Origin of the sequence: Streptomyces sp. NPDC014764 (genome assembly GCF_043082785.1) — a bacterium.
In the GTDB taxonomy this organism is placed as follows: Bacteria; Actinomycetota; Actinomycetes; order Streptomycetales; family Streptomycetaceae; genus Streptomyces; species Streptomyces althioticus.
In genome coordinates, this window is the sequence record NZ_JBIBXY010000001.1 from 404,450 (window position 1) to 428,782 (window position 24,333).

Genomic DNA, 24,333 nt, shown 5'->3' on the forward strand with positions numbered 1-24,333 from the left:
GGCCAGACGGACAGCATGTCCCCTCGATATCGCTCTGGTTCCACCTCCGCGGGGACGGTCATCGCGGTGATCGCGGACGTCATGGCCGTCATCCTCGGACTGTGGATTCTGATGTATCTGCTGGACGCCAACCGGGCCAACGACCTGGTGCGGTTCGTCCATGACGCGGCGAACTGGCTGGCCGCCTGGTCGCGTGACCTGTTCACCTTCGACGAGGAGTGGGCGCGGGTCGTCTTCGGCTACGGACTCGCCGCCGTGGTCTACCTCTTCATCGGCCACGCCATCGCCGGCCGCCTGCGCCGCCACTGACCCGGGCCCACGGTCCTGGCCCGGCCGGCCCGGTGGTTCGTGCACCGGTGCTACGGCGTCAGGCGTCCGGGCAGCAGTCCGGGTCCATGCCCTTCGGCAGCTGCTCGCCGCCGAAGACCGCGCAGGTCGGCTCGTGACCGCCGAGGGCGGCGACGGCCAGCAGCAGCGACCCCGCCGTCCAGGTGGTCAGCTCGCGCGGCCATATGGCGTCGTCGTCGAAGACGTAGCCCGTCCAGTACAGGCCGCTCTCCGGGTCGCGCAGGTGCTGGATCGACTGGAGGATCTCCAGCGCGCGGTCGGACTCGCCCGTCGCCCAGAGCGCCAGGGCGAGTTCGGCCGACTCGCCGCCCGTGACCCACGGGTTGGGCACCACGCAGCGCACCCCGAGGCCGGGCACGACGAACCGCTCCCAGCCCGCGTCGATGCGCTCCCGCGCCTCCGCGCCGGTCAGCGCGCCGCCGAGCACCGGGTAGTACCAGTCCATCGAGTAGCGGTCCTTGTCCAGGAACCGCTCAGGGTGGCGCCGGATGGCGTGCCGCAGCGCGCCCACGGCCAGCTCCCAGTCGGGCTGGGGCTCCTCACGCTGCTCGGCGATCGCGAGCGCGCACCGCAGGGCGTGGTGGACGGAGGAGGAGCCGGTGAGCAGCGCGTCCGCGGCGGGCGTGCCGTCGTCGTCGCGCCGCCAGCCGATCTGCCCGCCGGGCTGCTGGAGCTCCAGCACGAACTCCACGGCCGCGCACACGACGGGCCACATGCGGTCCAGGAAGGTGTCGTCGCCGGTGGCGAGGTAGTGGTGCCACACGCCGACGGCGATGTAGGCGACGAAGTTGGTCTCCCTGCCCCGGTCGGTGACGGCGTCCGGGTCCCCGTCGGCGTAGGCCGCGTACCAGGAGCCGTCGTCGAGCTGGTGCCGGGCCAGCCACAGGTAGGCCCGCTCGGCGGCCTCGTGCTCGCCCGCCGTGTCCAGCGCCATCGCGGCCTCGACGTGGTCCCAGGGGTCGAGGTGGTGACCGCGGAACCACGGGACGGCGCCGTCCTCCCGCTGCACTGCGAGGATCCCGGCGACGGTCCGGACCGCCTCCTCGGGCGTCAGCACGCCGTTGAGGACGAGGTGTTCGAAGCTGGGGGTGCGGGGGTCGCCGGCCGGCCGGGAGGTCGTCACGTGGCGTCCGCCTCGGCGCGCGGCAGGTGCGGCTTGGTCGCGTAGGCCACGAAGCTCTTGCCGATCACCGGGTTCAGGGCCCGCTCGGCGACCCGGGTGGCCAGCGGCTTCTTCATGATGTCCCAGACCAGCAGCTTGTGGTACGCCCGCACCGGCAGCGCCTTGTCGTTGTCGACGCCGAAGGCGCACTTCAGCCACCAGTACGGCGAGTGCAGCGCGTGGGCGTGGTGGGTGCCGTAGGGGCGCAGGCCGGCCTCGCGGATCTTCCCCAGCAGCTCGTCCGCACGGTAGATGCGGATGTGGCCGCCCTCCACCTCGTGGTAGGCGTCGGACAGGGTCCAGCAGACCTTCTCGGGGCCGTAACGCGGGACGGTGACGGCGATGCGGCCGCCCGGCTTGAGGACGCGCACCATCTCGGCGAGCACGCCCTTGTCGTCGGGGATGTGCTCCATCACCTCGGAGATGATGACGACGTCGAAGGACTCGTCGGGGAAGGGCAGGGCGAGGGCGTCGCCCTCCATGGCGGTGGCGGTGGCGCCGGCGGGCGCCTCACCGGCCTCCTTCATCGCCGCGAACCACTTGGCGACCTCGCGGATCTCCTCGCCGTTCTGGTCCAGCGCGACGACCTGGGCGCCGCGCCGGTAGCACTCGAAGGCGTGCCGTCCGGCGCCGCAGCCGAGGTCCAGGACGCGGTCGCCCGGGGCGAGCGGGAACCGGGAGAAGTCGACGGTCAGCACGTGGCCCTGCTTTCACGGTCGGAGGAGTCGGCCGCGGAGACGGGTACGACGCCCGTGTCCGCGAGAGCGTCGGGGACGAGGTCGAGGTTCTCGGGCGCCGGGGCCTGGGGGGCCGGTGCCGTGGCGCGCGGGGCCCCGCCCCGGCCGGCGCGGGCGGTGCCGATGGCCTCGCGGTAGCGGGCGACGGTGCCCTCGGCGGCGCGCGCCCAGGTGAAGTTGGCCAGCACGCGCTCGCGTCCGGCGGCGCCGAGGCGGGCGCGCAGTCCGCTGTCGCCGAGGAGCCGGGTGAGCGCGGTGGCCAGCGCGTCCGCGTCGCCGGGCGGCACGGCCAGGCAGGTCTCCCCGTCGCGTCCGGCGACCTCGGGGATGGCGCCACCCGTGGTGGCGACCAGCGGGGTGCCGGTGGCCATCGCCTCGGCGGCCGGGAGGGAGAAGCCCTCGTAGAGCGACGGCACGCAGGCGACCTGCGCCGAGCGCACCAGGTCGACGAGTTCGGCGTCGGAGATGCCCTTGACGAACTCGACGGCGCCTTCGAGGCCGTAGCGCTCCATCGCCTGGGCGACGGGGCCCTCGGCGGGGCGTTTGCCGACCACGACGAGGTGGGCGTCGGGCTGCTCGGCGCGCACCTTGGCGAGCGCCTCGACGAGGTAGACGAGGCCCTTCAGCGGCACGTCGGCGCTGGAGGTGGTGACGATCCGGCCCGGGACGACCTTCACGGACGGGTCGGGGGAGAACAGGTCGGTGTCGGCGCCGATGTGGACGACGTGGATGCGGTCCTGCCGTACGCCGAGGTCCTCGACGATCTCGTCGCGGGAGCTGCCGGAGACGGTGAGCACGGACGGCAGGCGGCGGGCGACCCGCTTCTGCATGCGGGTGAACGCGTACCAGCGGCGCACCGACATACGGCGCTTCCAGTCCTCGGCGGCGTCCAGTTCGAGGCGGCGGTCCACGGTGATGGGGTGGTGGACGGTGGTGACCAGGGGCGCGCCGAGGTCGCCGAGCAGGCCGTAGCCGAGGGTCTGGTTGTCGTGGACGACGTCGAAGTCGCCGCGGCGGGCGCGCAGATGGCGGCGGGCGCGCAGCGAGAAGGTCAGCGGCTCGGGGAAGCCGCCGGTCCACATGGTGGAGACCTCGAGGGCGTCGACCCAGTCGCGGTACTCGTCACGCTTCGGGGTGCGGAAGGGGTCCGGCTGCCGGTAGAGGTCGAGGCTGGGCAGCTCGGTGAGGCTCAGCCCGTCGTACCCCTCGTCGAGCACCGGGTAGGGCTGGGCGCCGATGACCTCGACGCGGTGTCCCAACCGGGCCAGTTCGCGGGAGAGATGGCGCACGTAGACGCCCTGGCCGCCGCAGAACGGGTTTCCCTTGTAGGTGAGGAGCGCGATGCGGAGCGGTCGCGAGCCGTCGGATGCGGGGCCCGCCGAGGGCCCGGCCTGACTGGCCTCAGCGGTCACTCTGGGACCCCCTTCTGCCTGCACTGTCCCGCGACAGTACGACGGGACGCCGATCTAGAACAAGTTTCAGAGTTGATCGTTCGGAGGAACCGAATCTACCGGCAGGTAAGAACGTCGGCAGCGGTGGATCAGGTGATTCACGCCACGGCGGACGCCGTGCCATGCTGTCCGATCATCGATCCTCACCGACTGTCACGGACGGGACCCATGCCCGCGGAAGCCCACAGGACCAAGGCGGCGCCGGACGCCGGGCGCGCCGGGCCGGCCTCCCCGCTCACGGAGCGGCAGGAGGCGCGGCGCCGACGCATCCTCGAGGTGTGCGCGCGGCTGGCCTCGCGGGGCGGTTTCGACGGGGTGCAGATGCGTGAGGTCGCGGAGTCCTCGCAGGTGGCGCTGGGCACGCTGTACCGGTACTTCCCGTCGAAGATCCATCTGCTGGTGGCGACGATGCAGGATCAGCTGGAGCATCTGCACGCGACGCTGCGGAAGAAGCCCCCGGCCGGCGAGACGGCGGCGGAGCGGGTCGCCGGGACGCTGATGCGGGCGTTCCGCGCGATGCAGCGCGACCCGCACCTGGCGGACGCGATGGTGCGGGCGCTGACCTTCGCGGACCGCAGTGTGAGCGCGGAGGTGGAGCAGGTCTTCCGGCGGACCACGGCGATCATCCTCGACGCCACGGATCTGACGGACCCGACGCCCGAGCAGCTCTCGGCCGTCCGGGTGATCGGGCACACCTGGCACTCGACGCTGATCACCTGGCTGTCGGGGCGGGCCTCCATCGAGCAGGTGGGCGTGGACATCGAGACGGTGTGCCGGCTGATCGACCTGACGGCTCCGCCGCGCTCCGGGCAGCACTGACGGAACGCGGTCAACGACTCCCCCTCGCCCGCACCCGCCCACGGGTGCGGGACGGCTCACGGGCGCCGTGACGCCCGTCACCTCACGCCTGTGTGCCTCTCCTCGCGCCCCCGGCCGCCCCGGACACCCGTTCTACGGGCGGGTAGAGTGGCCGCGTCGTATCACAGCCGTACGGGGGGAAGCCGGTGCGAATCCGGCGCTGACCCGCAACCGTGAGCCGTCCTGGGGACGGTGAGCCGGAATGCCCCGCACGGATCGTGACCGGCTCACGTGCCCGGCATCCGCCGGTGCACGGGCACCGTCGAGGTATACGGAGCCGAGCCGCCGGGGTGTCCCGCGCTGCCCGGCCCTCTTCAGGGAGAGGCACCCGCCCGTCATGAACGTCCGCCGCAGCGCAGCGGTGCTGGCCGCCGTCGCCGTCCTCGGCGCCGCCGCACCGGCCGCAGCCGACTCGTCCCCGTCGCCGACCCCGCAGGCACTGCCGTCCGCGCTGTACGGGGACACCGATCCGCAGTACGACGGGGTGTGGCGCCAGTCGCTCGCCCTGCTCGCCCAGCACGCCGCCGGCGCCGAGCCGCCTAAGGCCGCCGTCGGCTGGCTGACCGGCCAGCAGTGCGCCGACGGCTCCTTCGCGCCGTTCCGTGCCGACCCGTCCGCCGCGTGCGACGCGAAGACCATGGTCGACACCAACCAGACCGCCGCCGCCGTGCAGGCGCTCGCCGCGCTCGGCGGCCACGACGCCGTCACGGAGAAGGCCGTCGGCTGGCTTAAGTCCGTGCAGAACGAGGACGGCGGCTGGGGTTACACCGCGGGCGGCCCCAGCGACACCAACTCCACGTCCGTCGTCGTCGGCGCGCTCGCCGCCGCCGGCGAGAAGCCGGGTGAGGTGAGGAAGGGCGGCAAGTCCCCCTACGACGCGCTGCTCGGCCTGGAGCTGCCCTGCACCGGTGAGGGCGCGGGCGCGTTCGCGTACCAGCCGGAGAAGGACGGCTCGCTGACGGCCAACGCGGACGCGACGGCGGCGGGCGTGCTCGGCGCGCTCGGCAAGGGCCTGCTGGTCGAGCCCGGCAAGGGCGACGGCGCCGCCGGTTCCTGCGTCGAGGCGACCACCCCGGCGCAGGCCGCCGCGAACGGCGCCGCGCACCTGGCAGGCGCGCTCGCCGCCAAGGGGTACCTGCTCGCCTCGACGCCCGGCGCCGCGGACCAGCCCGACTTCGGCAACACCGCCGACGCGGTGGTCGCACTCGCCGCGCAGGGCGACACGGCCCAGGCGGAGAAGTCGTACGCCTGGCTGGAGAAGAACGCCGCCGACTGGGCCGCGCAGAGCGGGCCCGGCGCCTACGCGCAGCTGATCCTCGCCTCCCACGCGACCGGCGCGGACCCGCGCGACTTCGGCGGCACGGACCTGGTGAAGCAGCTCCGGGCCGCCGGCCCGGCCGCCCCCGAGAAGACCGCGAAGGCGACCGAGAAGGCCGAGGACGAGAAGGACTCGGACTCCCCGTTCGGCGTGTGGTGGTTCGTCGGCGTCTGCCTGGTCGCGGGCATCGGCATCGGCTTCCTGATCAGCAACCGCACCAAGAGGCAGCAGCCGTGACCCGCCGCCTCACCGTGCTGTTCCTGGCCGCGCTGCTGCCGCTGCTGGCGGGCGCCGGCCAGGCCCAGGCCGCCGGGTACCGCTACTGGTCCTTCTGGGAGCGGGACGGCTCAGCGTGGACGTACGCCACCGTGGGCCCCTCGATGTCGCGGCCCGCGGACGGCGACGTGCTGGGCTTCCGCTTCTCGGTCAGCGAGGACTCGGGCGACGCGGCCAAGCCGCGCGGCACCGCCGACTTCGACACCATCTGCGCGAAGACGCCCGCCGAGGACGGCACGAAGCGAGTGGCGCTGGTGATCGACTTCGGCACGCCCGCCGACGCCCCGTCCGGGGCGAAGCCGCCGGCCGGCCGCACGGCCTGCGCGCAGATGGCTCAGGACGCCACGACGGCGGAGGCGCTGGCCTCGGTCGCCGAGCCGCTGCGCTACGACAGCAACGCACTGCTGTGCGCGATCGCCGGCTACCCGGCGAAGGGCTGCGGCGAGCAGGTCGCCACGGGCGGGAAGGGGTCCGCCTCCACGGGGGCCGCCGAGACCGACGAGGAGGCCTCCGCGCAGGACGACGGCGGCTCCGGGCCCTCCGTGGGGCTGATCGCGGGCGCCGCGGTGGTGGTCGTGCTGGGCGCCGCCGCCGTCTGGCAGGTCCGTCGCCGTGCGTGAGGCGGACGGCTCCGGGCGTCAGGGCCTCGCCCGCCCGCGCCCGGACCGGGGGACGCCGCCCGTCGGCGTCTCCGTGCCGCGCCCGCGCCGCGCCCTGCACCCCGGCGCGTGGTGGCTGTGGGCCCTCGCGCTGGGGACGGCGGCCACCCGCACCACCAACCCGCTGCTGCTCGCCCTGCTGATCACCGTCTCCGGATACGTCGTGGCCGTCCGCCGCCCGCACACCCCGTGGGCCCGCTCCTACGGCGCGTTCGTGAAGCTCGCCGCCGCCGTGCTGGTGCTGCGGCTGGCCTTCGCGATCGTCCTGGGCTCCCCGATCCCCGGCACGCACACCCTGTTCACGCTGCCCGAGGTACCGCTGCCCGACTGGGCTCAGGGCATCCGCCTGGGCGGCCGGGTCACCGCGGAGGGCCTGACCTTCGCCCTGTACGACGCGTTGCGGCTGGCCGCGCTGCTGATCTGCGTGGGCGCCGCGAACGCCCTCGCCAGCCCGTCCCGCCTGCTGAAGTCGCTGCCCGGCGCCCTGTACGAGCTGGGGGTTGCCGTGGTGGTGGCGCTGACCTTCGCGCCGAACCTGATCGCCGACGTACGGCGGCTGCGTGCCGCGCGCCGGCTGCGGGGCCGCCCGGACAAGGGCGTGCGCGGTCTGGTGCAGGTGGGCCTGCCGGTCCTCGAGGGCGCGCTGGAGCGCTCGGTTTCCCTGGCCGCCGCGATGGACGCGCGCGGGTACGGCCGTACGGCCGAGGTGCCGACCTCCGTGCGGCGCACCACCGCCGCCCTCACACTCGGCGGCCTGCTGGGCGTGTGCGCGGGGACGTACGGGCTGCTCACCGCGGCGGGCGGCAGTTACGGGCTGCCCGTGCTGCTGGCCGGTCTGGCGTCGGCGCTGGCGGGCCTGTGGCTCGGCGGGCGGCGCAGCGTGCGCACCCGTTACCGCCCGGACCCGTGGGACGCCCGCGCCTGGCTGGTCTCCGCGTCCGGCGCGGCCGTGGCGGCCCTCATGATCCTGGCCGGCTCGCTCGACCCCGGGAGTCTCGACCCCGGTGTGGTCCCGCTGGAGCCGCCCGCCCTGCCCCTGTGGCCGGCGGCGGCCGTGCTGCTCGGTCTGCTGCCCGCCTTCGTCACCCCCGCCCCCGAGGCGGCCCGCGACCCCCGCAAGGAGCCGACGACGTGATCCGCTTCGAGAACGTGTCGGTGACCTACGACGGCGCGGCGCGGCCCGCCGTGCGGGACGTCGACCTGGAGGTCCCCGAGGGCGAACTGGTGCTGGTGGTGGGCCCGTCCGGCGTCGGCAAGTCGACCGTGCTGGGCGCGGTCGGCGGACTGGTGCCGCACTTCACCGGGGGCACCCTGCACGGCCGGGTGACGGTCGCCGGCCGCGACACCCGCACCCACAAGCCGCGTGAACTCGCCGACGTGGTGGGCACGGTGGGCCAGGACCCGCTGTCCCACTTCGTGACGGACACGGTGGAGGACGAACTCGCCTACGGCATGGAGTCGCTGGGCCTTCCGCCGGACGTGATGCGCCGCCGCGTCGAGGAGACCCTCGACCTGCTGGGCCTGGCCGACCTGCGGGACCGGCACATCTCCACGCTGTCCGGCGGCCAGCAGCAGCGGGTGGCCATCGGCTCGGTCCTCACCCCGCACCCGAAGGTGCTGGTCCTGGACGAGCCGACGTCCGCCCTGGACCCGGCGGCCGCCGAGGAGGTCCTCGCGGTCCTCCAGCGCCTGGTGCACGACCTGGGCACCACGATCCTGATGGCCGAGCACCGCCTGGAGCGGGTCGTGCAGTACGCCGACCAGGTCGTGCTGCTGCCGGGCCCCGGCGAGCGGCCGTGGATGGGCTCCCCGGCGGAGGTCATGGCGGTGTCCCCGGTCTGCCCGCCGGTGGTCGAGCTGGGCCGCCTGGCCGGCTGGTCCCCGCTCCCCCTGACGGTCCGCGACGCCCGCCGCAGGGCGGCCCCGCTGCGGGAGCGTCTGGAGGGCGGGCGGCCCGCGCCGGACACCGCCGCTCCCCGGACGGCTGCCCCGGCGAGGCGTCTCTTCGGACGGGCGAGGAAGGAGGACACCGGCGCTGCCGAACCGGTGGCCGAGGCGCGGTCCCTCGCGGTCCGCCGGGACCGGGTGCAGGCCCTGACCCGGGTGGACCTCACGGTCTCGCCGGGTGAGACGGTCGCGCTCATGGGCCGCAACGGCGCCGGCAAGTCGACGCTGCTCGGCGCGCTGGTCGGGCTGGTCGCCCCGTCGTCCGGGTCGGTCCGCACCGGCGGCGCGGTCCCGCACCGCACCCGCCCCCGCGACCTGGTCCGCAAGGTCGGCCTGGTCCCGCAGGAGCCTCGCGACCTGCTCTACGCGGACACGGTGGCGGCGGAGTGCGCGGCCGCCGACCGTGACGCGGAGGCGGACCCCGGCACCTGCCGTGCGCTGCTCGGTGAGCTGCTGCCGTCGGTCGCCGACACCATGCACCCCCGGGACCTGTCCGAAGGACAGCGGCTCACGCTCGCCCTCGCGGTGGTGCTCACCGCGAGGCCGCCCCTGCTGCTGCTCGACGAGCCGACGCGCGGCCTGGACTACGCCGCGAAGGCCCGGCTGACGGCGATCCTGCGCCGGCTGGCCGCCGACGGCCACGCCATCGTCATGGCCACGCACGACGTGGAACTGGCGGCGGAGCTGGCGCACCGGGTGGTGCTGCTCGCCGAGGGCGAGGTGATCGCGGACGGCCCGTCGGCGGAGGTGGTCGTGGCGTCCCCGGCGTTCGCCCCGCAGGTGGCGAAGATCCTGGCGCCGCAGCCCTGGCTCACGGTCGCCCAGGTGAAGGAGGCGCTGGAGCGATGAGCGCGCCGACGACACCCGCACGGCCCGTGGACCGGCAGGCCCGCGCCCTGCGCCTCGGCCCCCGCACCTGGCTGGCGCTGGCCCTGGTGAGCGCGGTGGGCGTGGCCGGCTTCGGCTGGCCGTTCCTCGCTCCGCCGGAGTCGGCGGTGAACGCGCACGAGGGGGACGCGCCGTGGCTCTTCGCGGGGCTGCTCGTGCTGCTGGTCGCCGTGGTGGCGGCTGCCCTCTCGGAGTCGAACCTGGGCGCGAAGGCGGTGGCGATGCTCGGCGTCCTCGCGGCGGCGGGCGCGGCCCTGCGTCCCATCGGCGCGGGCACCGCCGGTCTTGAGCCCATGTTCTTCCTGATGGTGCTCAGCGGCCGGGTCCTCGGCCCGGGGTTCGGGTTCGCCCTCGGCTCGGTCACGATGTTCGCGTCCGCGCTGCTCACCGGCGGGGTGGGCCCCTGGCTGCCGTTCCAGATGCTGGCGATGGGCTGGTTCACCATGGGCGCGGGCTTCCTGCCCGGCCCGGACCGGCTGCGGGGCCGCCTCGAGGTGTGGATGCTCGCCGTCTACGGCTTCCTCGCCGCCTTCGCCTACGGCACGGTGATGAACCTGGCGGGCTGGACCTTCATGAGCTCGCTCGCCTCGAACATCGCCTTCGACGGCGACGACCCGGTGGCCGCCAACCTGGCCCGCTTCGTCGCGTACTGCCTGGCCACCTCCCTCGGCTGGGACCTGGGGCGGGCCGTGATCACGGTGGTGCTGACGCTGACCGTCGGCGCGACGGTGCTGCGGGCGCTGCGCCGCGCCACCCGCAGGGCCGCTTTCGAGGCGCCGGTCACATTCGACGACGCCCCTGGGTGAGGGTGCGTACGCGCCGTGTGGGCGTGGGGGTGAAGCACCGCACATGACCGGCGTCACATACGAAGGAGGGCCGTAGAGCGGTCGCGCGCCCACTCGGGACCATCGCGCACCAAAACGGACGTTGCGGACAGGTCGGTACGAGAATCTCCGACCATCGGTAGTAAAGGGGACCTTTGCGGGCGATCCGGTGATTTGTTTCTGTGGAGCAGTCGCCAGGCGCCGACGAACCCCACGGGTCGCGGCGCCGACGTATGCCCCCGCCGCACGGCGGGGCCGCGACTCCCCTGCATCCGACCGGAAGGCCGCCTGTGTCCGCCGTTTCCATCCTCCGCTCCGTCGCCACCCCGAAGAAGGCCGTCGTCGGCGCCGCCCTGACGGCCGCCACGTGCGGCACGCTGATCGCCGCCGCGCCCGCACAGGCCGCGACCACGGCGGCCCCCACCGCCGCCTCGGCCCAGGCGACCGCGAAGAAGATGATCGGCAACTCGGCCGAGTTCCAGTGCTTCTCCAACATCGTGTCGCACGAGAGCGGCTGGAACCCGAAGGCCACCAACTCCTCCAGCGGCGCCTACGGCCTGGTCCAGGCGCTCCCGGCCTCGAAGATGTCCTCGGCCGGCTCGGACTGGAAGACCAACCCGGCGACCCAGATCAAGTGGGGCCTGGACTACATGAAGGACCGCTACGGCAGCGCCTGCGACGCCTGGTCCTTCTGGCAGGCCAACAACTGGTACTGACGAGCGAGCGTCACCCTGATACCGAAGGCGGCGGCCCCCCGATCCCCGGGGCCGCCGCCTTCGCCCGTCTCAGCCCAGGACCAGCGGCAGCCGCGCGTCGGGACCGCCCAGCGCGGAGGTCTCGCCGGCCGTGGACGTGCGCCGGCCCGTGCCGACCAGCAGGGCGTCGGTGTCGGACAGTTCCGCGGGGAAAGGGGCGCCGGCGATCCGCTCCAGCGCGGCCCGGGCGGCCGCCAGTGTCCGCGCCGGAGGCCTCGGGGCGGACGGCAGGTGGGCGACGAGGTCCAGGTGGTGCAGGGTCCACTCCAGCACGTACGCCGTGAGGTAGTCACCGGCGGTGAGCACCTTGTCCTTGGTGCTCACCGGGGCGGCGGGGTCGGCCGGCCGTGCGGCCCGCCCGGCGGCATCCCAGCGGCCCCGTTCGGCGCCGCCGTCGATCTGGACGACCTTCGAGGTGACGTGTCCGGCGGCCGGGGAGGCCGGCCGGTGCAGGGTGGCGGGCCACGTCCCCGGGCGTTCCCGCACCGCGCGACGCCCCGCACGTCCTCCGGGGACGACAGGTCCGCGGCGCGGGTGGGCGCGCCGGGCACGTCCGCCTTCTCCAGCACGTCCGCGCGCCGTCCGAGGAGCAGCACCCGGCCCCCGGCCGTCCCGAAGGCCCGCGCCGCCGCGAGCCCGATCCCCGTACCACCGCCGCCGATCACCACCTTGCGTGCCATGGTCCGGATCCTGGGCGCCGCGCCCGGCGCGCCGCGGGGAGTTCCGGCGCGGGCCGCTGCCCTCAGATCTCCCCCGCCGCCCGCAGCCACGCCCTGAACCCCGCGGTCAGTCCGGGCGGGTTGGCGGCCTCCGTGGCGTGGGCCTCCCAGCCGGGGCGTGCCATGTCGAAGACGACGACAGGAAGGGGACGGCCGAGGACGCGCTCGATCACACCGTCGGCGTGCAGATGCCGGGCCAGGTCGATCACGGCGTCGCAGAAGTGGGCGCGCAGCAGTTCGGCGCGGGCGGCCACGTCCTCGTCCTCCAGCACCCGGTCCAGGTCGAACTCGCCGTCGTACCAGGCGCCGAGGCTGCGCACCTCCTCCTCGTACACCTCGCTGCCGACCGGGTCCTCGGGGACGTTGCCGAGGGTCTCGAAGCCCTCGAGGAGCCAGTAGGCGTAGTTCCAGCGCGCCTCTCCGTCGTCGCCCGGGGTGCGCTCCCGCTCGTACCGGCTCTCGGTGTTGTAGCCGATGGCCACGTACGGGCGGCGGTCGTCGTCGTCCACCCGCCAGATACGGAAGGACAGGGCGTAGATCTCGGGTCGCAGGCCGGCGGGGAAGCGTTCGAGGACGCCGACGGCCGCGGTGCGCAGATGGGCGAGGAAGGTCTCCGGTCGATCCGTCATCGCAGGAGCATCCCATCCGTCAACGACGGCCGAGGGGACCCCCCTTGAGGAGTGAACGCGGGGGCGGAGTATGACGTCCTCATGATCGTGCCCTCTGCCGACCTCACCCTGCTCCGGCGGCCGGCCCCGGCCACTCGGCGGACGGGGGCCTTCCGCTCCTTCTGCCGGCATCGCCGCGCCCCGCTCCTGGCCACCCTGGCCGTGCTGCCGCTGTACGTGCTGTGGTGGGCGGCGCTGGCGACCGGCGGCGGTGACCTCGCCGCCCAGGACGCGTGGGCGGGGTTCGCGGCGCGGCACGGCTCGTCGGCGTACAACCTCTTCTGGTACGGCGGCATGCACACCGCCAACTACAGCCTGATATCCCCGTACTTGATGGCGGCCGTCGGGGTGCGGGCGCTCACCGTGGCCTCGGGGCTGGTTGCCACCTGGATCGCGGCGGTGCTGGTGGAGCGGGTGCTGCCGCGCCGGCCGCTCGCGCCCGCGCTGCTCGCCGCGCTCGGCCTGTGGGGCAACGTGGCGTCGGGGCGCACCACGTTCGCCCTCGGGGTCGCCTTCGGACTGGCCGCGTGTCTGTACCTCACCGGCGGCGCGGCCCAGCAGAAACGTCTCGTCCTCACCGGTTCCTACGCCGCCCTCGCCACCATGGCGTCCCCGGTCGCGGGCCTGTTCCTCGCGGTGGCCGGCGCCGGGTACGCACTGGTGCGACGCCCGGCTCCCGCCGCCGCCCTGCTCGTCCCGCCCGCGCTGGTGGTGGGCGCGACCGGTGTGCTCTTCCCCTTCCATGGGGAGCAGTTGATGCCCGCGGGCCGCATATGGATACCCGCGGCCCTGGGGATCGCCGTCGCGGTACTGTCCCCGGCGTCATGGCGGGCCGCGCGGTGGAGCGGCGCCGTCTACGCGGCCGGGACCGTGCTGGTGTATCTGATCCCCTCCCCCATCGGCACGAACGTCGAGCGGTTCGCCGAGTACGCCGCCCCCGTCGCGCTGCTGCTGGCCCTGCTCGCCCAGCCCCGGCTGCGGCCGGTGCGCCGCGCCCTGCTCGTGGCGGCGCTGGTGTTCTCCGCCGGGTGGACCGTCAAGAAGACCGTCGACGACCTGAAGGTGTCCACGGACGTCCCCGCCTGGGCGGCGCAGACGGACGGCGTGGTGCGCGCCCTGGAGTCGCTGGGCGCCGACCGGACTCGGGTGGAGGCGGTGCCTGCCCGCAACCACCGGGAGGCGGTGGCGCTCGCCCCGCACGTGCACCTCGCGCGGGGCTGGAACCGGCAGCTCGACATGGAGCGGGCCCGGCTGTTCTACGACGGCTCGTTCTCCGCCGCCGCCTACCGGGCATGGCTGGACCGGTGGGCGGTCGGGTTCGTGGTGCTGCACGACGGCAAACCCGACGGGTACGCCGAGGAGGAGGCTCGGCTGCTGCGGGAGCGGCGGCCCGACTGGCTGGTGCCGGTCTGGCAGGACGCCCACTGGGAGGTGTTCCGGGTCCGGGACGCGGTGCCGCTGGTGTCCGCGCCGGGGTCGGTGGTGCGGACCTCCGGCGCGGACCTGGTGCTGCGGGCGGCACGGCGGGGCGCGATGACCGTGCGGATCGCGTACTCGCCGTGGCTGCGGGTGGACGGCGGCGGGTGCCTGTCCCGCGCGGGCGAGTTCACCCGGCTCACCGTGTCGGCGCCCGGCGAGTACCGGATCAGCTCGGAGTACGGTCCTTCTCCTGCGCCGGCGGCCCGCTGCTGACCTCGTTCGCCGCGCTCTCCTCGGCCGCCGCCGTGACCGTGCGGGCCCGCGGCCCCTGGAACAGGTAGGTCAGGGCGAAGCCGCCGCCGACGACGACCGCGCCGCCGGCCGCGTCCAGGATCCAGTGGTTGCCGGTCGCGACGATCGCGGCGGCCGTGAACAGCGGATGCAGCAGCCCGAGGGCCTTCATCCACGTCCTGGGCGCGATGATCGCGATCACCAGCCCGCACCACAGCGACCAGCCGAAGTGCAGCGACGGCATCGCCGCGTACTGGTTGGTGAGCGCGGTGAGCGTGCCGTAGTCGGGCTTGGAGAAGTCCTGCACGCCGTGGACGGTGTCGATGATGCCGAGGTCCGGCATCAGACGCGGCGGGGCCAGCGGGTACAGCCAGAAGCCGACCAGGGCGAGCAGGGTGGCGAAGCCGAGGGCGGAGCGCGCCCAGCGGTAGTGGACGGGGCGGCGCCAGTAGAGCAGGCCGAGCACCGTCAGCGGCACGACGAAGTGGAACGACGTGTAGTAGAAGTCGAAGAAGTTCCGCAGCCAGCCGACCTTCACCACGGCGTGGTTGACGGCGTGCTCGATGTCCATGTGGAGCACGCGCTCCAGGTCGAGGATCTGCTGCCCGTGCTTCTCGGCGCGGGCGCGCCCCGCCTCGTTGCTGCCCCCGGTCGCGGCCAGGCGCACCTTGGCGTACCCGGCGTAGGTGACGCGGATGAGGAGCAGTTCCAGCAGCAGGTTCGGCCGGATCAGCACCCGCCGCAGGAACGGCAGCAGGGGCACGAACGCGAACCGGGCCGGCACGGGCGGGGCGTGGGGCGTGGGCACCGGGTCGCGGAAGCAGGGGGACGTGCGGCCGAGGAACGGCACGGCGGTGGCGGCGGCCAGCGCGGCGAGCAGCACCACGTTGTCCCGCAGCGGGTACAGGAACGCCATGTTCGGCAGCATCATCTTGGCCGGCAGCGTCATCACCAGGACGACGGCGACGGGCCACACCAGCCGGTCGCGGGCGCGGGTGCCGACCCGGCCGACGACGGTGAGCAGCACCCACAGCAGCTGGTGCTGCCACGCGGTCGGGGACACCGCTATGGCGGCGCACCCGGTGATGCCGACGGCGAGGAGCAGCTGGCCGTCGCGGGCGTAGCGGACGGCGCGCCTCAGACCGAGGGTGACGACGACCGCGCCCAGCAGCAGGAAGAGGGCGATCTCCAGCGGGCCCTCGAGGCCCAGGCGGAGCAGCGCGCCGTGCAGGGACTGGTTGGCGAGGGCGTCGGCGGGTCCGCCGAGCCCGACGCCCGCCAGGTGGTGCACCCAGTAGGCGGCGGAGTCCTGCGGCATGGCGGCCCAGGCGAGCGCGGTGGCCGAGGCGAACGTGACGGCGCTGACGGCGGCGGCCTGACGGCGGCCGGTGAGCCACAGCAGCGGCGCGAAGAGCAGCAGGGTCGGCTGGAGGGCCGCGGCGACGCCGACGAGGACGCCGCCGGCCCGCTGGCCGTGGGCGACGAAGCAGCCGAGCAGGACGAGCAGCACCGGGATGATGCTGGTCTGGCCGAGCCAGAGGGTGTTGCGCACCGGCAGGGACACCATGAGCAGGCTGACCGCGACGGGCGCGGCGAGCAGCGCGGTGCGCCGGCCGACGGGCTGCGGCAGCGCGCGGGCGGCGATCAGCGCCAGCGCCACGACCAGCAGCAGGGTGCCGAAGGTCCAGCCCCAGCCGAGGGTCTGCTCGGCGGATCTGGTGAGCGGTTTGAGGACCAGCCCGCCGAACGGCGTGCCGGTGAACTCGGTGGAGTCGTATAGGGAGCCGCTGACGTGCAGCACGCCCTCGGGGCCCACCCAGGTCTCCAGGTCGGTCAGGCGTTCACCGCTCGGGGTGGTGAGGACGAGGGCGACCTGGCGCACCGCGAGGACGGCGGCGAGCAGCCACAGTCCGAGGCGCGCGGCCCGCAGCCGCGCCTGGGTGCCGCCCACGGCCGTCGCGCCGAACGCCTCGGCCGCTCGCCCACTGTGTTCCGCATTCGCCACGCCTCGTCGGCCTCCCGCCCCGTCGTCGCCCCGCGCGTCCCGTGCGGGGGTCGTGCCGTGCGCGGCCCGCAGGGCGCGCACCCCTCGGCTAGGACGCCCGACACCGCCGCTTCACCTGACGGCCCTCTCTCTTTTGTCCGGATGACGATAGTCCGCGCGGGATGCGGTTGCCCCGGGGCGACGCGAGAAGCATCACAACCGGCCACCCACGGCGAGTGTCCCCGGGAGCACGGCGTACCTGCGCACGGCACATTTCCGTGCAGTATGCATCGATCTCCGTACCGTACGTAACGGGGGAAACGCCGCCTATCGTCGCTGGCTTCGGCCCGCCCGACAGTGCCGCCGCGCGGACCCGTCCCCGTCCCCGACGAAAGGCAGGCGAGCGAGGTCTTGTCGACGTCCCAGGTCGCCCATCACTCCGTCGCCCACGGTCCCGCCGGCTCACCCCGGGCCGGTACGGCACAGGCACCCGACCCCTCCGCCGGTCCCCCGACGGTCACCGACCCCGCGCTGGTCAGGCGCGCCGTGAAGGCGGCCGCGCTCGGCAACGCCATGGAATGGTTCGACTTCGGTGTCTACAGCTACATCGCCGTCACCCTCGGCAAGGTCTTCTTCCCCACGGGGAACGCCACCGCCCAGCTGCTGTCCACGTTCGGCGCCTTCGCCGCGGCCTTCCTGGTCCGCCCGCTCGGCGGCATGGTCTTCGGCCCGCTCGGCGACCGCGTGGGCCGGCAGAAGGTCCTCGCCCTCACGATGATCATGATGGCGGCGGGCACCTTCGCCATCGGCCTGATCCCCTCCTACGCCGCGATCGGCGTGGGCGCCCCGATCCTGCTGCTGGCGGCCCGCCTGGTGCAGGGCTTCTCCACCGGCGGCGAGTACGCGGGCGCCTCCACCTTCATCGCCGAGTACGCCCCCGACAAACGGCGCGGCTTCCTCGGCAGCTGGCTGGAGTTCGCCACGCTCGCCGGATACATCGGCGGCGCCGGCCTGGTGACCCTGATGACGGCGTTGCTGTCCACCGACGACCTGCTCTCCTGGGGCTGGCGCATCCCGTTCCTGATCGCGGGCCCGATGGGCATCATCGGCCTCTACCTGCGCATGCGTCTTGAGGAGACCCCGGCCTTCGCGGCCGAGGTCGCCAAGGCCGAGACCGAGCGCCCCAAGGTGCCGCTGCGCGAGATGGTCACCGGCCAGTGGCGCGCGCTGCTGCTGTGCGTGGGCCTGGTGCTGGTCTTCAACGTCACCGACTACATGCTGCTGTCGTACATGCCGAGCTACCTCACCAGCGAGCTGGGCTACGACGCCACGCACGGCCTGGTCGTCGTCCTCGGCGTGATGGTGCTGATGATGGCCGTGCAGCCGTTCGCCGGCGCGCTGACCGACCGGGTGGGCCGCCGCCCGGTGATGGCGGCCGGCTGCGCGGGATTCCTCCTGCTGTCCGTTCCGGCGCTGCTGCTGATCCGCGACGGCGGGCTGCTCGCGGTCGCCTCCGGCCTGGGCGCGCTCGGCCTGCTGCTGGTCTGCTTCACCGCCGCGATGCCGTCCGCGCTGCCCGCGCTGTTCCCCACCCGGGTCCGCTACGGCTCGCTGTCGATCGGCTTCAACGTCTCGGTGTCCCTGTTCGGCGGCACGACCCCGCTGGTGGTCACCGCGCTGATCGGCGCGACCGGCGACGTGATGATGCCCGCCTACTACATGATGGCGGCCGCCGTGATCGGCGGGTTCGCGGTGTGGCGCATGGCCGAGTCGGCCGGCCGCCCGCTGCCCGGCTCGCCCCCGTCGCTCGAGCCCGGGACACACCCGGAAAAGGTCTGACGTCCCGGGGCCGCGCCCCGTATCTTCGACAGCCGGTCCGGCCGGGCAGTTCCGGTCGGCGCGACGGAAGGCACCCTGCATGAGCGAGGCGCGGCTCTGGAACGCGGTGGACGACTATTTCACCGGACGGCTGCTGGGCGACGACCCGGACGAGGCCCTGACGGCGGCGCTGCGCGAGAGCGACGCCGCCGGCCTCCCGCCCATCGCCGTCTCACCCCTCCAGGGCAAGCTGCTCCATCTCCTCGCCCGGATCCAGGGCGCCCGGCGCGTCCTGGAGATCGGCACGCTCGGCGGCTACAGCACCATCTGGCTGGGCCGCGCCCTGCCCGCCGACGGGCAGCTGATCACCCTGGAGTACGACCCCCGGCACGCCGAGGTCGCGGTCCGCAACATCGCCCGCGCCGGCCTCGCCGAGCAGGTGGAGGTGCGGGTCGGCCCGGCGCTGGAGTCGCTGCCGAAGCTCGCGGACGAGCAGCCGCCGCCGTTCGACCTGGTGTTCATCGACGCCGACAAGGCGAACAACCCGCACTACGTCGAGTGGGCGCTGCGCCTCACCGCAGCGGGCAGCCTGATCGTCCTCGACAACGTGGTGCGCGGCGGCCGGGTCGCCGACCCGGACAACACCGACCCGGACGTGGTGGGCACCCGCGCGGCCTTGGAGCTGTTCGGCACCCACCCGCGGCTGGACGCGACGGCGATCCAGACCGTCGGGGTCAAGGACCACGACGGGTTCGCACTGGCGCGCGTGGTGTCCTGAGCCGACGGAGGGCCGGGCGGGCGCCGGAACGGTCCCGCGGGCTCAGACCTCGTGGTAGAAGCCCACGTTGACGCTGCGCGGGGCGGCGCGGTCCATGATCACGACCTCGCCGCTGCCGCCCCGGGGCAGCGGCACGGTCCCGCCGTACGAGACCGGCCGGGCGTGTCCCCCGACGGTCAGCCGCACCTCCGACGACGGCTCGGGCAGCGAGCCGCGCAGCCAGGTCAGCTGCCAGCTGCCGTCCTGCGCGCACTGGAACTCAAGGTGCACCCGGGACACGAACAGCCAGTCGTCCGGCGTCGCGAGCCGGCACAGGGACGTGTCCCGCCCCACCCGCAGCACGGTGCCCGGCTCGCTGGGCGCGTCGGCCATCAGCATCCCGGCCGTGGCGCCCGATTCCGCCGCTGACACCGCGGCCATGGTGAGTTCGAGCACGTGCGCTCCTCCTGAGAGGTCCTGGGGGCCGGGACAGCCGGATCGGCTGCCCGCCGCCAGATGATAAAACGCCCGGCCGTACCGCGTCCGGCACAATGGGGTCATGACCGAGCGGAAGCCACCGGGCGTCGACTTCGAGAGCTGGGTGGACAAGCAGATCCGTGACGCCGACGCGCGCGGGGAGTTCGAACGGCTCGAAGGCGCCGGCCGGCCGCTGCCGCCCGAGGTCGAGAACACCTATGACGAACTCTGGTGGGTCAAGCGGAAGATGGCCCGCGAGGGCATGTCGGTGCTGCCGCCGACGCTGGCCCTGCGCAAGGAGGCCGAGGACGCGCTGGCGGCGGCCCTCGCGGCCCCCTCGGAGCGGATCGTGCGGCAGATCCTCGCGGAGATCAACGCGAAGATCAGCGACATGATGTTCAAGCCGCCGCCCGGCCCCCCGCTGGGCAAGAAGCCGTACGACGTCGAGGACGTCGTACGCCGGTGGCGGGAGCGCCGGGCGGCGTCGGACGGACAGGGTGGGCCGGGTGCACGGGGCGGCTCAGACGCCTAGCAGGCGCTCCGCCAGCTCGCGGTAGTCCCGCAGCGCGAGCCGCAGTTGCTCGGTGTCGGCGGCCGGGGCCGCGTCGCCCTTCTTCGGCTCGCCCGGGACGGGCGCCTTCCAGTTCCGGGCCAGGGTGCGGCGGCGCTCGGTGAGGGCGTCGTTGAGCCGCTCGGTGATCTCGTGCAGGACGAGGTCGGCCTCCTCGACGGCGTCCCGCGGCCGGTCCACGAACCCGGCGACGGCCTGCCGCAACTGCGCGGAGAGACGGTCGCAGGTGTCATGGGCGAGGAGGCGGGAGCCGGGGTGCCCGGACGTCCCGTCCGGGCCGTGGGCGGCGGCGTGGGTGCCGGGGGTGTGGGTGCCGGTGCCGTCGGGGGTGTGGGTGCCGGTGCCGTCCAGGCCCGGCGCGTGGGTGCCGGTGCCGTCCGGGCCGGACGCGTGGGTGCCGGTGCCGTCCGGGCCGGACGCGTGGGTGCCGGTGCCCGACGGGCCGGGGGTGTGGGTGCCGGTGCCGTCCGGGCCGGGTACCGCCGAGGTGCGGTCCGCCGTGCCGGACGTACCGGCAGGGGTGCGGTCGCCGGTCTGCGGGTGGGCTGCGACCAGCGGGCTCTCCGTGCCGCCGGAGCTGCGTGCGGCGTCCGTGCCGGCGGAGCCGGAGCCACGCGGGGCGCCGGTCTCGCCGAAGCCGACGGCGGAGTCCGCGCCCCCGCGGGCGGCGGGGGGCTCCGCCCTGCGGCCGGCCTCCGTCTTGTGGTCGAGGGTGGCCGCCTCGTGGCCGGGGTCCGCGGAGGCGGGGCCGGGCGCCGGGGCGTCCGGGCCGTTCGGGATCCAGGTGTCCTGGGTGGTGCGGCGGGGTGCCTCGGGCATGACGATCAGCTCTCCTTCGCCTGGCGGCGGTGCAGCAGCGACGGGGTGCGGTGACCGTCGCGACGGGTGGCGGGGGCGGCCGTACGCTCACCGGCGGCGCCACGGCGCCCGCCGTCGTGGTGCGTCCGCGACGGCCGGACCAGTTCCTCGAACAGCGCCCGCGCCTCGACCATCGCCTCGCGCATGTCCTCCGTGCCGGCGGCGCCGTCGTGCGCGCCGTCCGGGTGGGCCTGCGCGACGCGGTGGACGCGGCGGTAGCCCTCGACGTGGTGGGCGTGGTGCACGGACAGCGCCGCGACCTGCTCCTCGTACTGCCCGCCGGCGGGGAAGCCCCGCGTGCCGGCGAGTTCGGCGATCAGGCGGTCGGCCTCGGCGACCGCCTCACGCGGCGCGTCGACGAACCGCTCCTGGGCGGCCGTCCAGCGCGCCTCGTAGCGCTCGCGCTCGGCCGGCTCCAGCGGCCGCACCTGGAGGGAGCCGTGGCGCTCCACGCGCTCGGACAGCTCCCGCTCGGCGGCCTTGGCGTCCCCGTCGTGCCGGGCGACGGCACGCTCGTACTCGGGGCCGAAGCGCCGCTTGAGGCTCGCGCCGTGTCGCGGGCCGCGTGCACGCAGGGTCAGGACGGCCGCGATGGCGACAACGACCGCGACAATCACGATCAACGCAATGATCAGGCCAGTGGACATGGATGCCTTCCGGGGGTTCTCGTCCCAACCGGCACTCCTCGCGAGCCGGTTCGTCCCAACGGGTTGCCCGTTGCACCGCGCACAAACTGCACGGCGCAGACGCCCGCCCGCCGCCCGGCACCGCCCGGCCTCCAATTCGCTTGCGCCCAGGGCCGGTAGGAGGCACAGAATGCGGCCATGACCTGGACCGTGGCCCCGGAACCCCACGACTCGCCCGCCGCCGTCGCGCTCTGGCGGGCGTACTACACGGAGGTCAGCGACCGCTGGTACCTGCTGCACGAGGGGCGCCGGACCGACCCGGACGAGCTGGAGCGGGAGATCGCCGCCCGGTCGGGCGCCGACCTCGCGCCGCCGCGCGGGCAGCTGCTGGTGGCGCGGTACGGGGGCGAGCCGGCGGGCAGCGCCGGGATCCGCCTGTCACCGGACGGCACGGCGGCCGAGCTGACCCGGGTGTTCCTGTACGCGGGGATGCGCGGCCGGGGCGGGGCGGCGCTGCTGGTGCGGGCCGCGGAGGAGGCGGCACGGGACCTCGGCGCCCGCCGGATGATCCTGGACACCCGCAGCGACCTCGTCGAGGCGCGCACCCTGTACGCCCGCCTCGGGTACGCCGAGACCGAGCCGCACAACGACGACCCGTACGCGGAGCACTGGTTCGCGAGACAGCTCGTCTGAGGCCGGGGCACCGCCCGTGTCTCAGCGCGACGGAGTGACCGCGCGGGCGCCCTGGGGGCGTTCGCCGCTGGAGCCGCACAGCTGGTCGTTGAGCTCGTGCACGAGCTGCACCAGGTCGGTCGGCCGGTCCGGCCCCCACCAGTCGCCCAGCAGCTCGGCCAGGGACTCCTCACGCGCACGCGCCAGCCGTTCACCGACCTCGCGGCCCTCGTCGGTGAGCACCATGTCGACGCCCCGGCGCACGGCGAGGTGCCGGCTCTCGACCTGCCGGGTGGCCTCCAGGACGACGTCCAGCGGGACGGGGTTGCGCTCGGCGAGCCGGGCCGGTTCCACCGAGCCGTGGCGTCTGATGCGCAGCAGCAGCCAACTGGACGCGGGCAGCAGGTCGTAGCCGGCGCGGTCGGTGATCTTCCGGTAGATCTCCCGGCGTCCCTCGCGGGTGCCGAGCACCGACAGGGCGCGGCACACCTCGTCGTGCGAGGAGCGTTCCACCGGGTTGGGGGCGATCGTCTCGGAGGCGTCGGGCGCGGTGACCGAGGCGCGCAGGGGGTCCTCCTTGAGGAACCAGGCCAGCACGAAGCCCAGCAGCGCCACCGGCACGGCGTACAGGAAGACGTCGGTGATGGCCGTGGAGTAGGCGTCGAGCGCGGCGGGGCGCAGGGGAGGCGGCAGGGCTCCGATGCCGCGCGGGTCGGCCTCCAGCGTCTCGGGCGAGACGCCGGACGGCAGGTCCGCGCCGCGGAAGGCGGCGCTTAGCTGGCCGCCGAGCCGGCCGGAGAAGATCGCGCCGAACACGGCCACGCCGAAGGAGGCTCCGATGGACCGGAAGAAGGTCGCCCCGGAGGTGGCGACGCCGAGGTCCTCGTAGGGGACGGCGTTCTGCACGATCAGCACCAGGACCTGCATGACCAGGCCGAGTCCCAGGCCGAAGACGAAGAAGAAGGCGCTCATCACCGCGGTGGAGCTCTGCGTGTCGAGCTGGTGGAGCAGCAGCAGTCCGACGGAGGTGACGGCGGTGCCCGCGACCGGGAAGACCTTCCAGCGGCCGGTGCGGCTGACGATCTGCCCGGAGCCGGTGGAGGACAGCAGCATGCCGGCCACCATCGGCAGCATGTGCACCCCGGACAGGGTCGGGCTGATCCCGTGCACCACCTGGAGGAAGGTCGGCAGATAGGTCAGCGCGCCGAACATCGCGAAGCCGACGATGAAGCTGATCACGGCGGACAGGGTGAAGGTCCGCACCCGGAACAGCTTGAGCGGCAGCACCGGTTCGGCGGCCCGGCGCTCCACGGCGACGAACGCGGCGATCAGCACGACGCCCAGCACCGCGAGCCCGATGATCTGCGGCGACGTCCAGGGCCAGGTGTTGCCGCCGAGGGACGCGACCAGGACCAGGCTGGTGGCGACGGAGGCGATGAGCAGGGTGCCCAGGTAGTCGATGACGTGCTTGGTGGAACGGCGGGGGATGTGCAGCACGGTGGCGATGACGACGAGGGCGACGATCCCGACGGGCAGGTTGACGTAGAACACCCAGCGCCAGCTCAGGTGTTGGGTGAAGAGCCCGCCGAGCAGCGGCCCGAGCACGCTCGTCGCTCCGAACACCGCACCGAACAGGCCCTGGTACCGCCCCCGTTCACGGGGCGGCACCAGGTCGCCGACGATCGCCATCGACAGCACGATCAGTCCGCCGCCGCCGAGTCCCTGCAGCGCGCGGAAACCGATCAGCTGGGGCATGTCCTGCGCGGCCCCGCACAGGGCGGAGCCGACCAGGAAGATGACGATGGCGGTCTGGAAGAGACGCTTACGGCCGTACTGGTCGCCGAGCTTGCCCCACAGCGGGGTCGCGGCCGTGGACGCCAGCAGATACGCGGTGACCACCCAGGACAGGTGCTCCAGGCCGCCCAGGTCACTGACGATGGTCGGCAGGGCGGTGGAGACGATGGTCTGGTCGAGTGCGGCCAGCAGCAGCCCGAGAAGCAGCGCGCCGATGGACAGCCACACGCTGCGCGACGCCTGGTCCGTGCCGGTCCCGCCCGCGGCCGCCGAACCGTCCGGGCGTTCGGGCTGCGTACGTCCCGTTTCCGACGCCGAACGGTGCGCGTCCCCGGCCATGCGGACCTCCAGAGGTTCTCGTGACCCCTCCATCGTGATCGGTGTGACCGGTTATGGCCTGTCGAGCCCGAGCGGAACTCTGCATTCCGGGGGCGCGCGAACAGGAGTGTGAAGAAG

General features: G+C 74.1%; 22 protein-coding genes, 2 pseudogenes and 1 riboswitch. Of the genes and pseudogenes, 13 read left to right on the forward strand and 11 right to left on the reverse strand.

Annotated elements, in window-relative coordinates; genetic code table 11:
* Positions 1–15 precede the first annotated feature (15 nt).
* Complete coding sequence (locus ACF1AG_RS01855; RefSeq protein ID WP_048457677.1) at positions 16–309, forward strand: hypothetical protein; 294 nt, start codon at positions 16–18, stop codon at positions 307–309.
* A gap of 58 nt (positions 310–367) precedes the next feature.
* Here the strand turns inward: ACF1AG_RS01855 and ACF1AG_RS01860 are convergent, their stop codons facing one another.
* From ACF1AG_RS01860 to ACF1AG_RS01870, 3 genes are read right to left on the reverse strand one after another with little or no spacing between them, the layout of a single operon-like run.
* Positions 368–1,471, reverse strand: a complete 1,104-nt coding sequence (locus ACF1AG_RS01860) for a prenyltransferase (RefSeq protein ID WP_359601007.1) — start codon at positions 1,469–1,471, stop codon at positions 368–370.
* The gene (locus tag ACF1AG_RS01865) at positions 1,468–2,208 is read right to left on the reverse strand and encodes a class I SAM-dependent methyltransferase (protein WP_349793279.1); all 741 of its coding nucleotides are present in this window, start codon (positions 2,206–2,208) and stop codon (positions 1,468–1,470) included. Before ACF1AG_RS01865 ends, ACF1AG_RS01860 begins: the two co-directional genes overlap by 4 nt.
* Complete coding sequence (locus tag ACF1AG_RS01870) at positions 2,202–3,659, reverse strand: glycosyltransferase family 4 protein (protein ID WP_391809195.1); 1,458 nt, start codon at positions 3,657–3,659, stop codon at positions 2,202–2,204. Before ACF1AG_RS01870 ends, ACF1AG_RS01865 begins: the two co-directional genes overlap by 7 nt.
* Positions 3,660–3,866: 207 nt before the next feature.
* On the opposite strand from ACF1AG_RS01870, the gene ACF1AG_RS01875 reads away from it, so the two are divergent.
* The 7 genes from ACF1AG_RS01875 (at position 3,867) to ACF1AG_RS01905 (ending at position 11,184) form a co-directional block, all read left to right on the forward strand.
* Positions 3,867–4,517, forward strand: a complete 651-nt coding sequence (locus ACF1AG_RS01875; RefSeq protein WP_359601009.1) for a TetR family transcriptional regulator — start codon at positions 3,867–3,869, stop codon at positions 4,515–4,517.
* 129 nt (positions 4,518–4,646) lie between these two features.
* Positions 4,647–4,785: riboswitch (cobalamin riboswitch) on the forward strand.
* 108 nt (positions 4,786–4,893) lie between these two features.
* Positions 4,894–6,111: a prenyltransferase/squalene oxidase repeat-containing protein gene (locus ACF1AG_RS01880; RefSeq protein ID WP_391809196.1), complete on the forward strand. Its 1,218-nt coding sequence runs from the start codon at positions 4,894–4,896 to the stop codon at positions 6,109–6,111.
* Positions 6,108–6,770 (forward strand): SCO2322 family protein, encoded by a 663-nt coding sequence (locus ACF1AG_RS01885; RefSeq protein WP_359601011.1) that lies wholly within the window; start codon positions 6,108–6,110, stop codon positions 6,768–6,770. Before ACF1AG_RS01880 ends, ACF1AG_RS01885 begins: the two co-directional genes overlap by 4 nt.
* Entirely contained in the window at positions 6,763–7,944 is a 1,182-nt protein-coding gene (locus ACF1AG_RS01890; protein ID WP_387794643.1) for an energy-coupling factor transporter transmembrane component T, read from the forward strand. The genes ACF1AG_RS01885 and ACF1AG_RS01890 overlap by 8 nt, the downstream gene beginning before the upstream one ends.
* The gene (locus tag ACF1AG_RS01895) at positions 7,941–9,605 is read left to right on the forward strand and encodes an ATP-binding cassette domain-containing protein (RefSeq protein WP_359601012.1); all 1,665 of its coding nucleotides are present in this window, start codon (positions 7,941–7,943) and stop codon (positions 9,603–9,605) included. The genes ACF1AG_RS01890 and ACF1AG_RS01895 overlap by 4 nt, the downstream gene beginning before the upstream one ends.
* Entirely contained in the window at positions 9,602–10,450 is an 849-nt protein-coding gene (locus tag ACF1AG_RS01900) for an ECF transporter S component (protein ID WP_359601013.1), read from the forward strand. The genes ACF1AG_RS01895 and ACF1AG_RS01900 overlap by 4 nt, the downstream gene beginning before the upstream one ends.
* Before the next feature lie 308 nt (positions 10,451–10,758).
* Positions 10,759–11,184 (forward strand): lytic transglycosylase domain-containing protein, encoded by a 426-nt coding sequence (locus ACF1AG_RS01905; protein WP_359601014.1) that lies wholly within the window; start codon positions 10,759–10,761, stop codon positions 11,182–11,184.
* A gap of 69 nt (positions 11,185–11,253) precedes the next feature.
* Here ACF1AG_RS01905 and ACF1AG_RS01910 read toward each other — a convergent pair.
* The 3 genes and pseudogenes from ACF1AG_RS01910 to ACF1AG_RS01920 all read right to left on the reverse strand — a co-directional run.
* Positions 11,254–11,589, reverse strand: a pseudogene (locus ACF1AG_RS01910) (maleylpyruvate isomerase); the annotation flags it as partial.
* Between the two features lie 122 nt (positions 11,590–11,711).
* A pseudogene (locus ACF1AG_RS01915) lies at positions 11,712–11,903 on the reverse strand (oxidoreductase); the annotation flags it as partial.
* A 62-nt stretch (positions 11,904–11,965) separates the two neighbouring features.
* Positions 11,966–12,571, reverse strand: a complete 606-nt coding sequence (locus ACF1AG_RS01920) for a hypothetical protein (protein WP_359601015.1) — start codon at positions 12,569–12,571, stop codon at positions 11,966–11,968.
* 81 nt (positions 12,572–12,652) lie between these two features.
* On the opposite strand from ACF1AG_RS01920, the gene ACF1AG_RS01925 reads away from it, so the two are divergent.
* Positions 12,653–14,302 carry a hypothetical protein gene (locus ACF1AG_RS01925; RefSeq protein ID WP_391809197.1) on the forward strand — a complete coding sequence of 550 codons (1,650 nt, stop codon included), beginning with the start codon at positions 12,653–12,655 and terminating at the stop codon, positions 14,300–14,302.
* Here ACF1AG_RS01925 and ACF1AG_RS01930 read toward each other — a convergent pair.
* Positions 14,256–16,325, reverse strand: a complete 2,070-nt coding sequence (locus tag ACF1AG_RS01930) for a phosphatase PAP2 family protein (protein WP_359601017.1) — start codon at positions 16,323–16,325, stop codon at positions 14,256–14,258. The genes ACF1AG_RS01925 and ACF1AG_RS01930 overlap by 47 nt on opposite strands.
* Before the next feature lie 390 nt (positions 16,326–16,715).
* Between ACF1AG_RS01930 and ACF1AG_RS01935 the strand changes: the two genes are divergently transcribed.
* Both ACF1AG_RS01935 and ACF1AG_RS01940 read left to right on the forward strand, forming a co-directional pair.
* Positions 16,716–18,143 (forward strand): MFS transporter, encoded by a 1,428-nt coding sequence (locus tag ACF1AG_RS01935; protein WP_391809198.1) that lies wholly within the window; start codon positions 16,716–16,718, stop codon positions 18,141–18,143.
* Between the two features lie 79 nt (positions 18,144–18,222).
* Positions 18,223–18,900: an O-methyltransferase gene (locus ACF1AG_RS01940; RefSeq protein ID WP_387794640.1), complete on the forward strand. Its 678-nt coding sequence runs from the start codon at positions 18,223–18,225 to the stop codon at positions 18,898–18,900.
* Positions 18,901–18,942: 42 nt separating this feature from the next.
* Here the strand turns inward: ACF1AG_RS01940 and ACF1AG_RS01945 are convergent, their stop codons facing one another.
* Complete coding sequence (locus ACF1AG_RS01945; protein WP_359601020.1) at positions 18,943–19,335, reverse strand: hypothetical protein; 393 nt, start codon at positions 19,333–19,335, stop codon at positions 18,943–18,945.
* Positions 19,336–19,438: 103 nt separating this feature from the next.
* Between ACF1AG_RS01945 and ACF1AG_RS01950 the strand changes: the two genes are divergently transcribed.
* Complete coding sequence (locus ACF1AG_RS01950; protein ID WP_359601021.1) at positions 19,439–19,888, forward strand: DUF1992 domain-containing protein; 450 nt, start codon at positions 19,439–19,441, stop codon at positions 19,886–19,888.
* On the opposite strand, the gene ACF1AG_RS01955 is transcribed toward ACF1AG_RS01950, so the two are convergent.
* Both ACF1AG_RS01955 and ACF1AG_RS01960 read right to left on the reverse strand, forming a co-directional pair.
* On the reverse strand, positions 19,877–20,746 hold the full coding sequence (locus tag ACF1AG_RS01955; RefSeq protein ID WP_391809199.1) for a hypothetical protein: 870 nt from the start codon (positions 20,744–20,746) through the stop codon (positions 19,877–19,879). The two genes, ACF1AG_RS01950 and ACF1AG_RS01955, sit on opposite strands and share 12 nt — an antisense overlap.
* 5 nt (positions 20,747–20,751) lie before the next feature.
* Positions 20,752–21,432 carry a hypothetical protein gene (locus tag ACF1AG_RS01960; protein WP_359601023.1) on the reverse strand — a complete coding sequence of 227 codons (681 nt, stop codon included), beginning with the start codon at positions 21,430–21,432 and terminating at the stop codon, positions 20,752–20,754.
* 177 nt (positions 21,433–21,609) lie between these two features.
* Here ACF1AG_RS01960 and ACF1AG_RS01965 point away from each other — a divergent pair, with 177 nt between their 5' ends.
* Positions 21,610–22,104 (forward strand): GNAT family N-acetyltransferase, encoded by a 495-nt coding sequence (locus ACF1AG_RS01965; RefSeq protein WP_359601024.1) that lies wholly within the window; start codon positions 21,610–21,612, stop codon positions 22,102–22,104.
* A gap of 21 nt (positions 22,105–22,125) precedes the next feature.
* Here ACF1AG_RS01965 and ACF1AG_RS01970 read toward each other — a convergent pair whose 3' ends face one another.
* On the reverse strand, positions 22,126–24,216 hold the full coding sequence (locus tag ACF1AG_RS01970) for an MFS transporter (protein ID WP_359601025.1): 2,091 nt from the start codon (positions 24,214–24,216) through the stop codon (positions 22,126–22,128).
* Positions 24,217–24,333 lie beyond the last annotated feature (117 nt).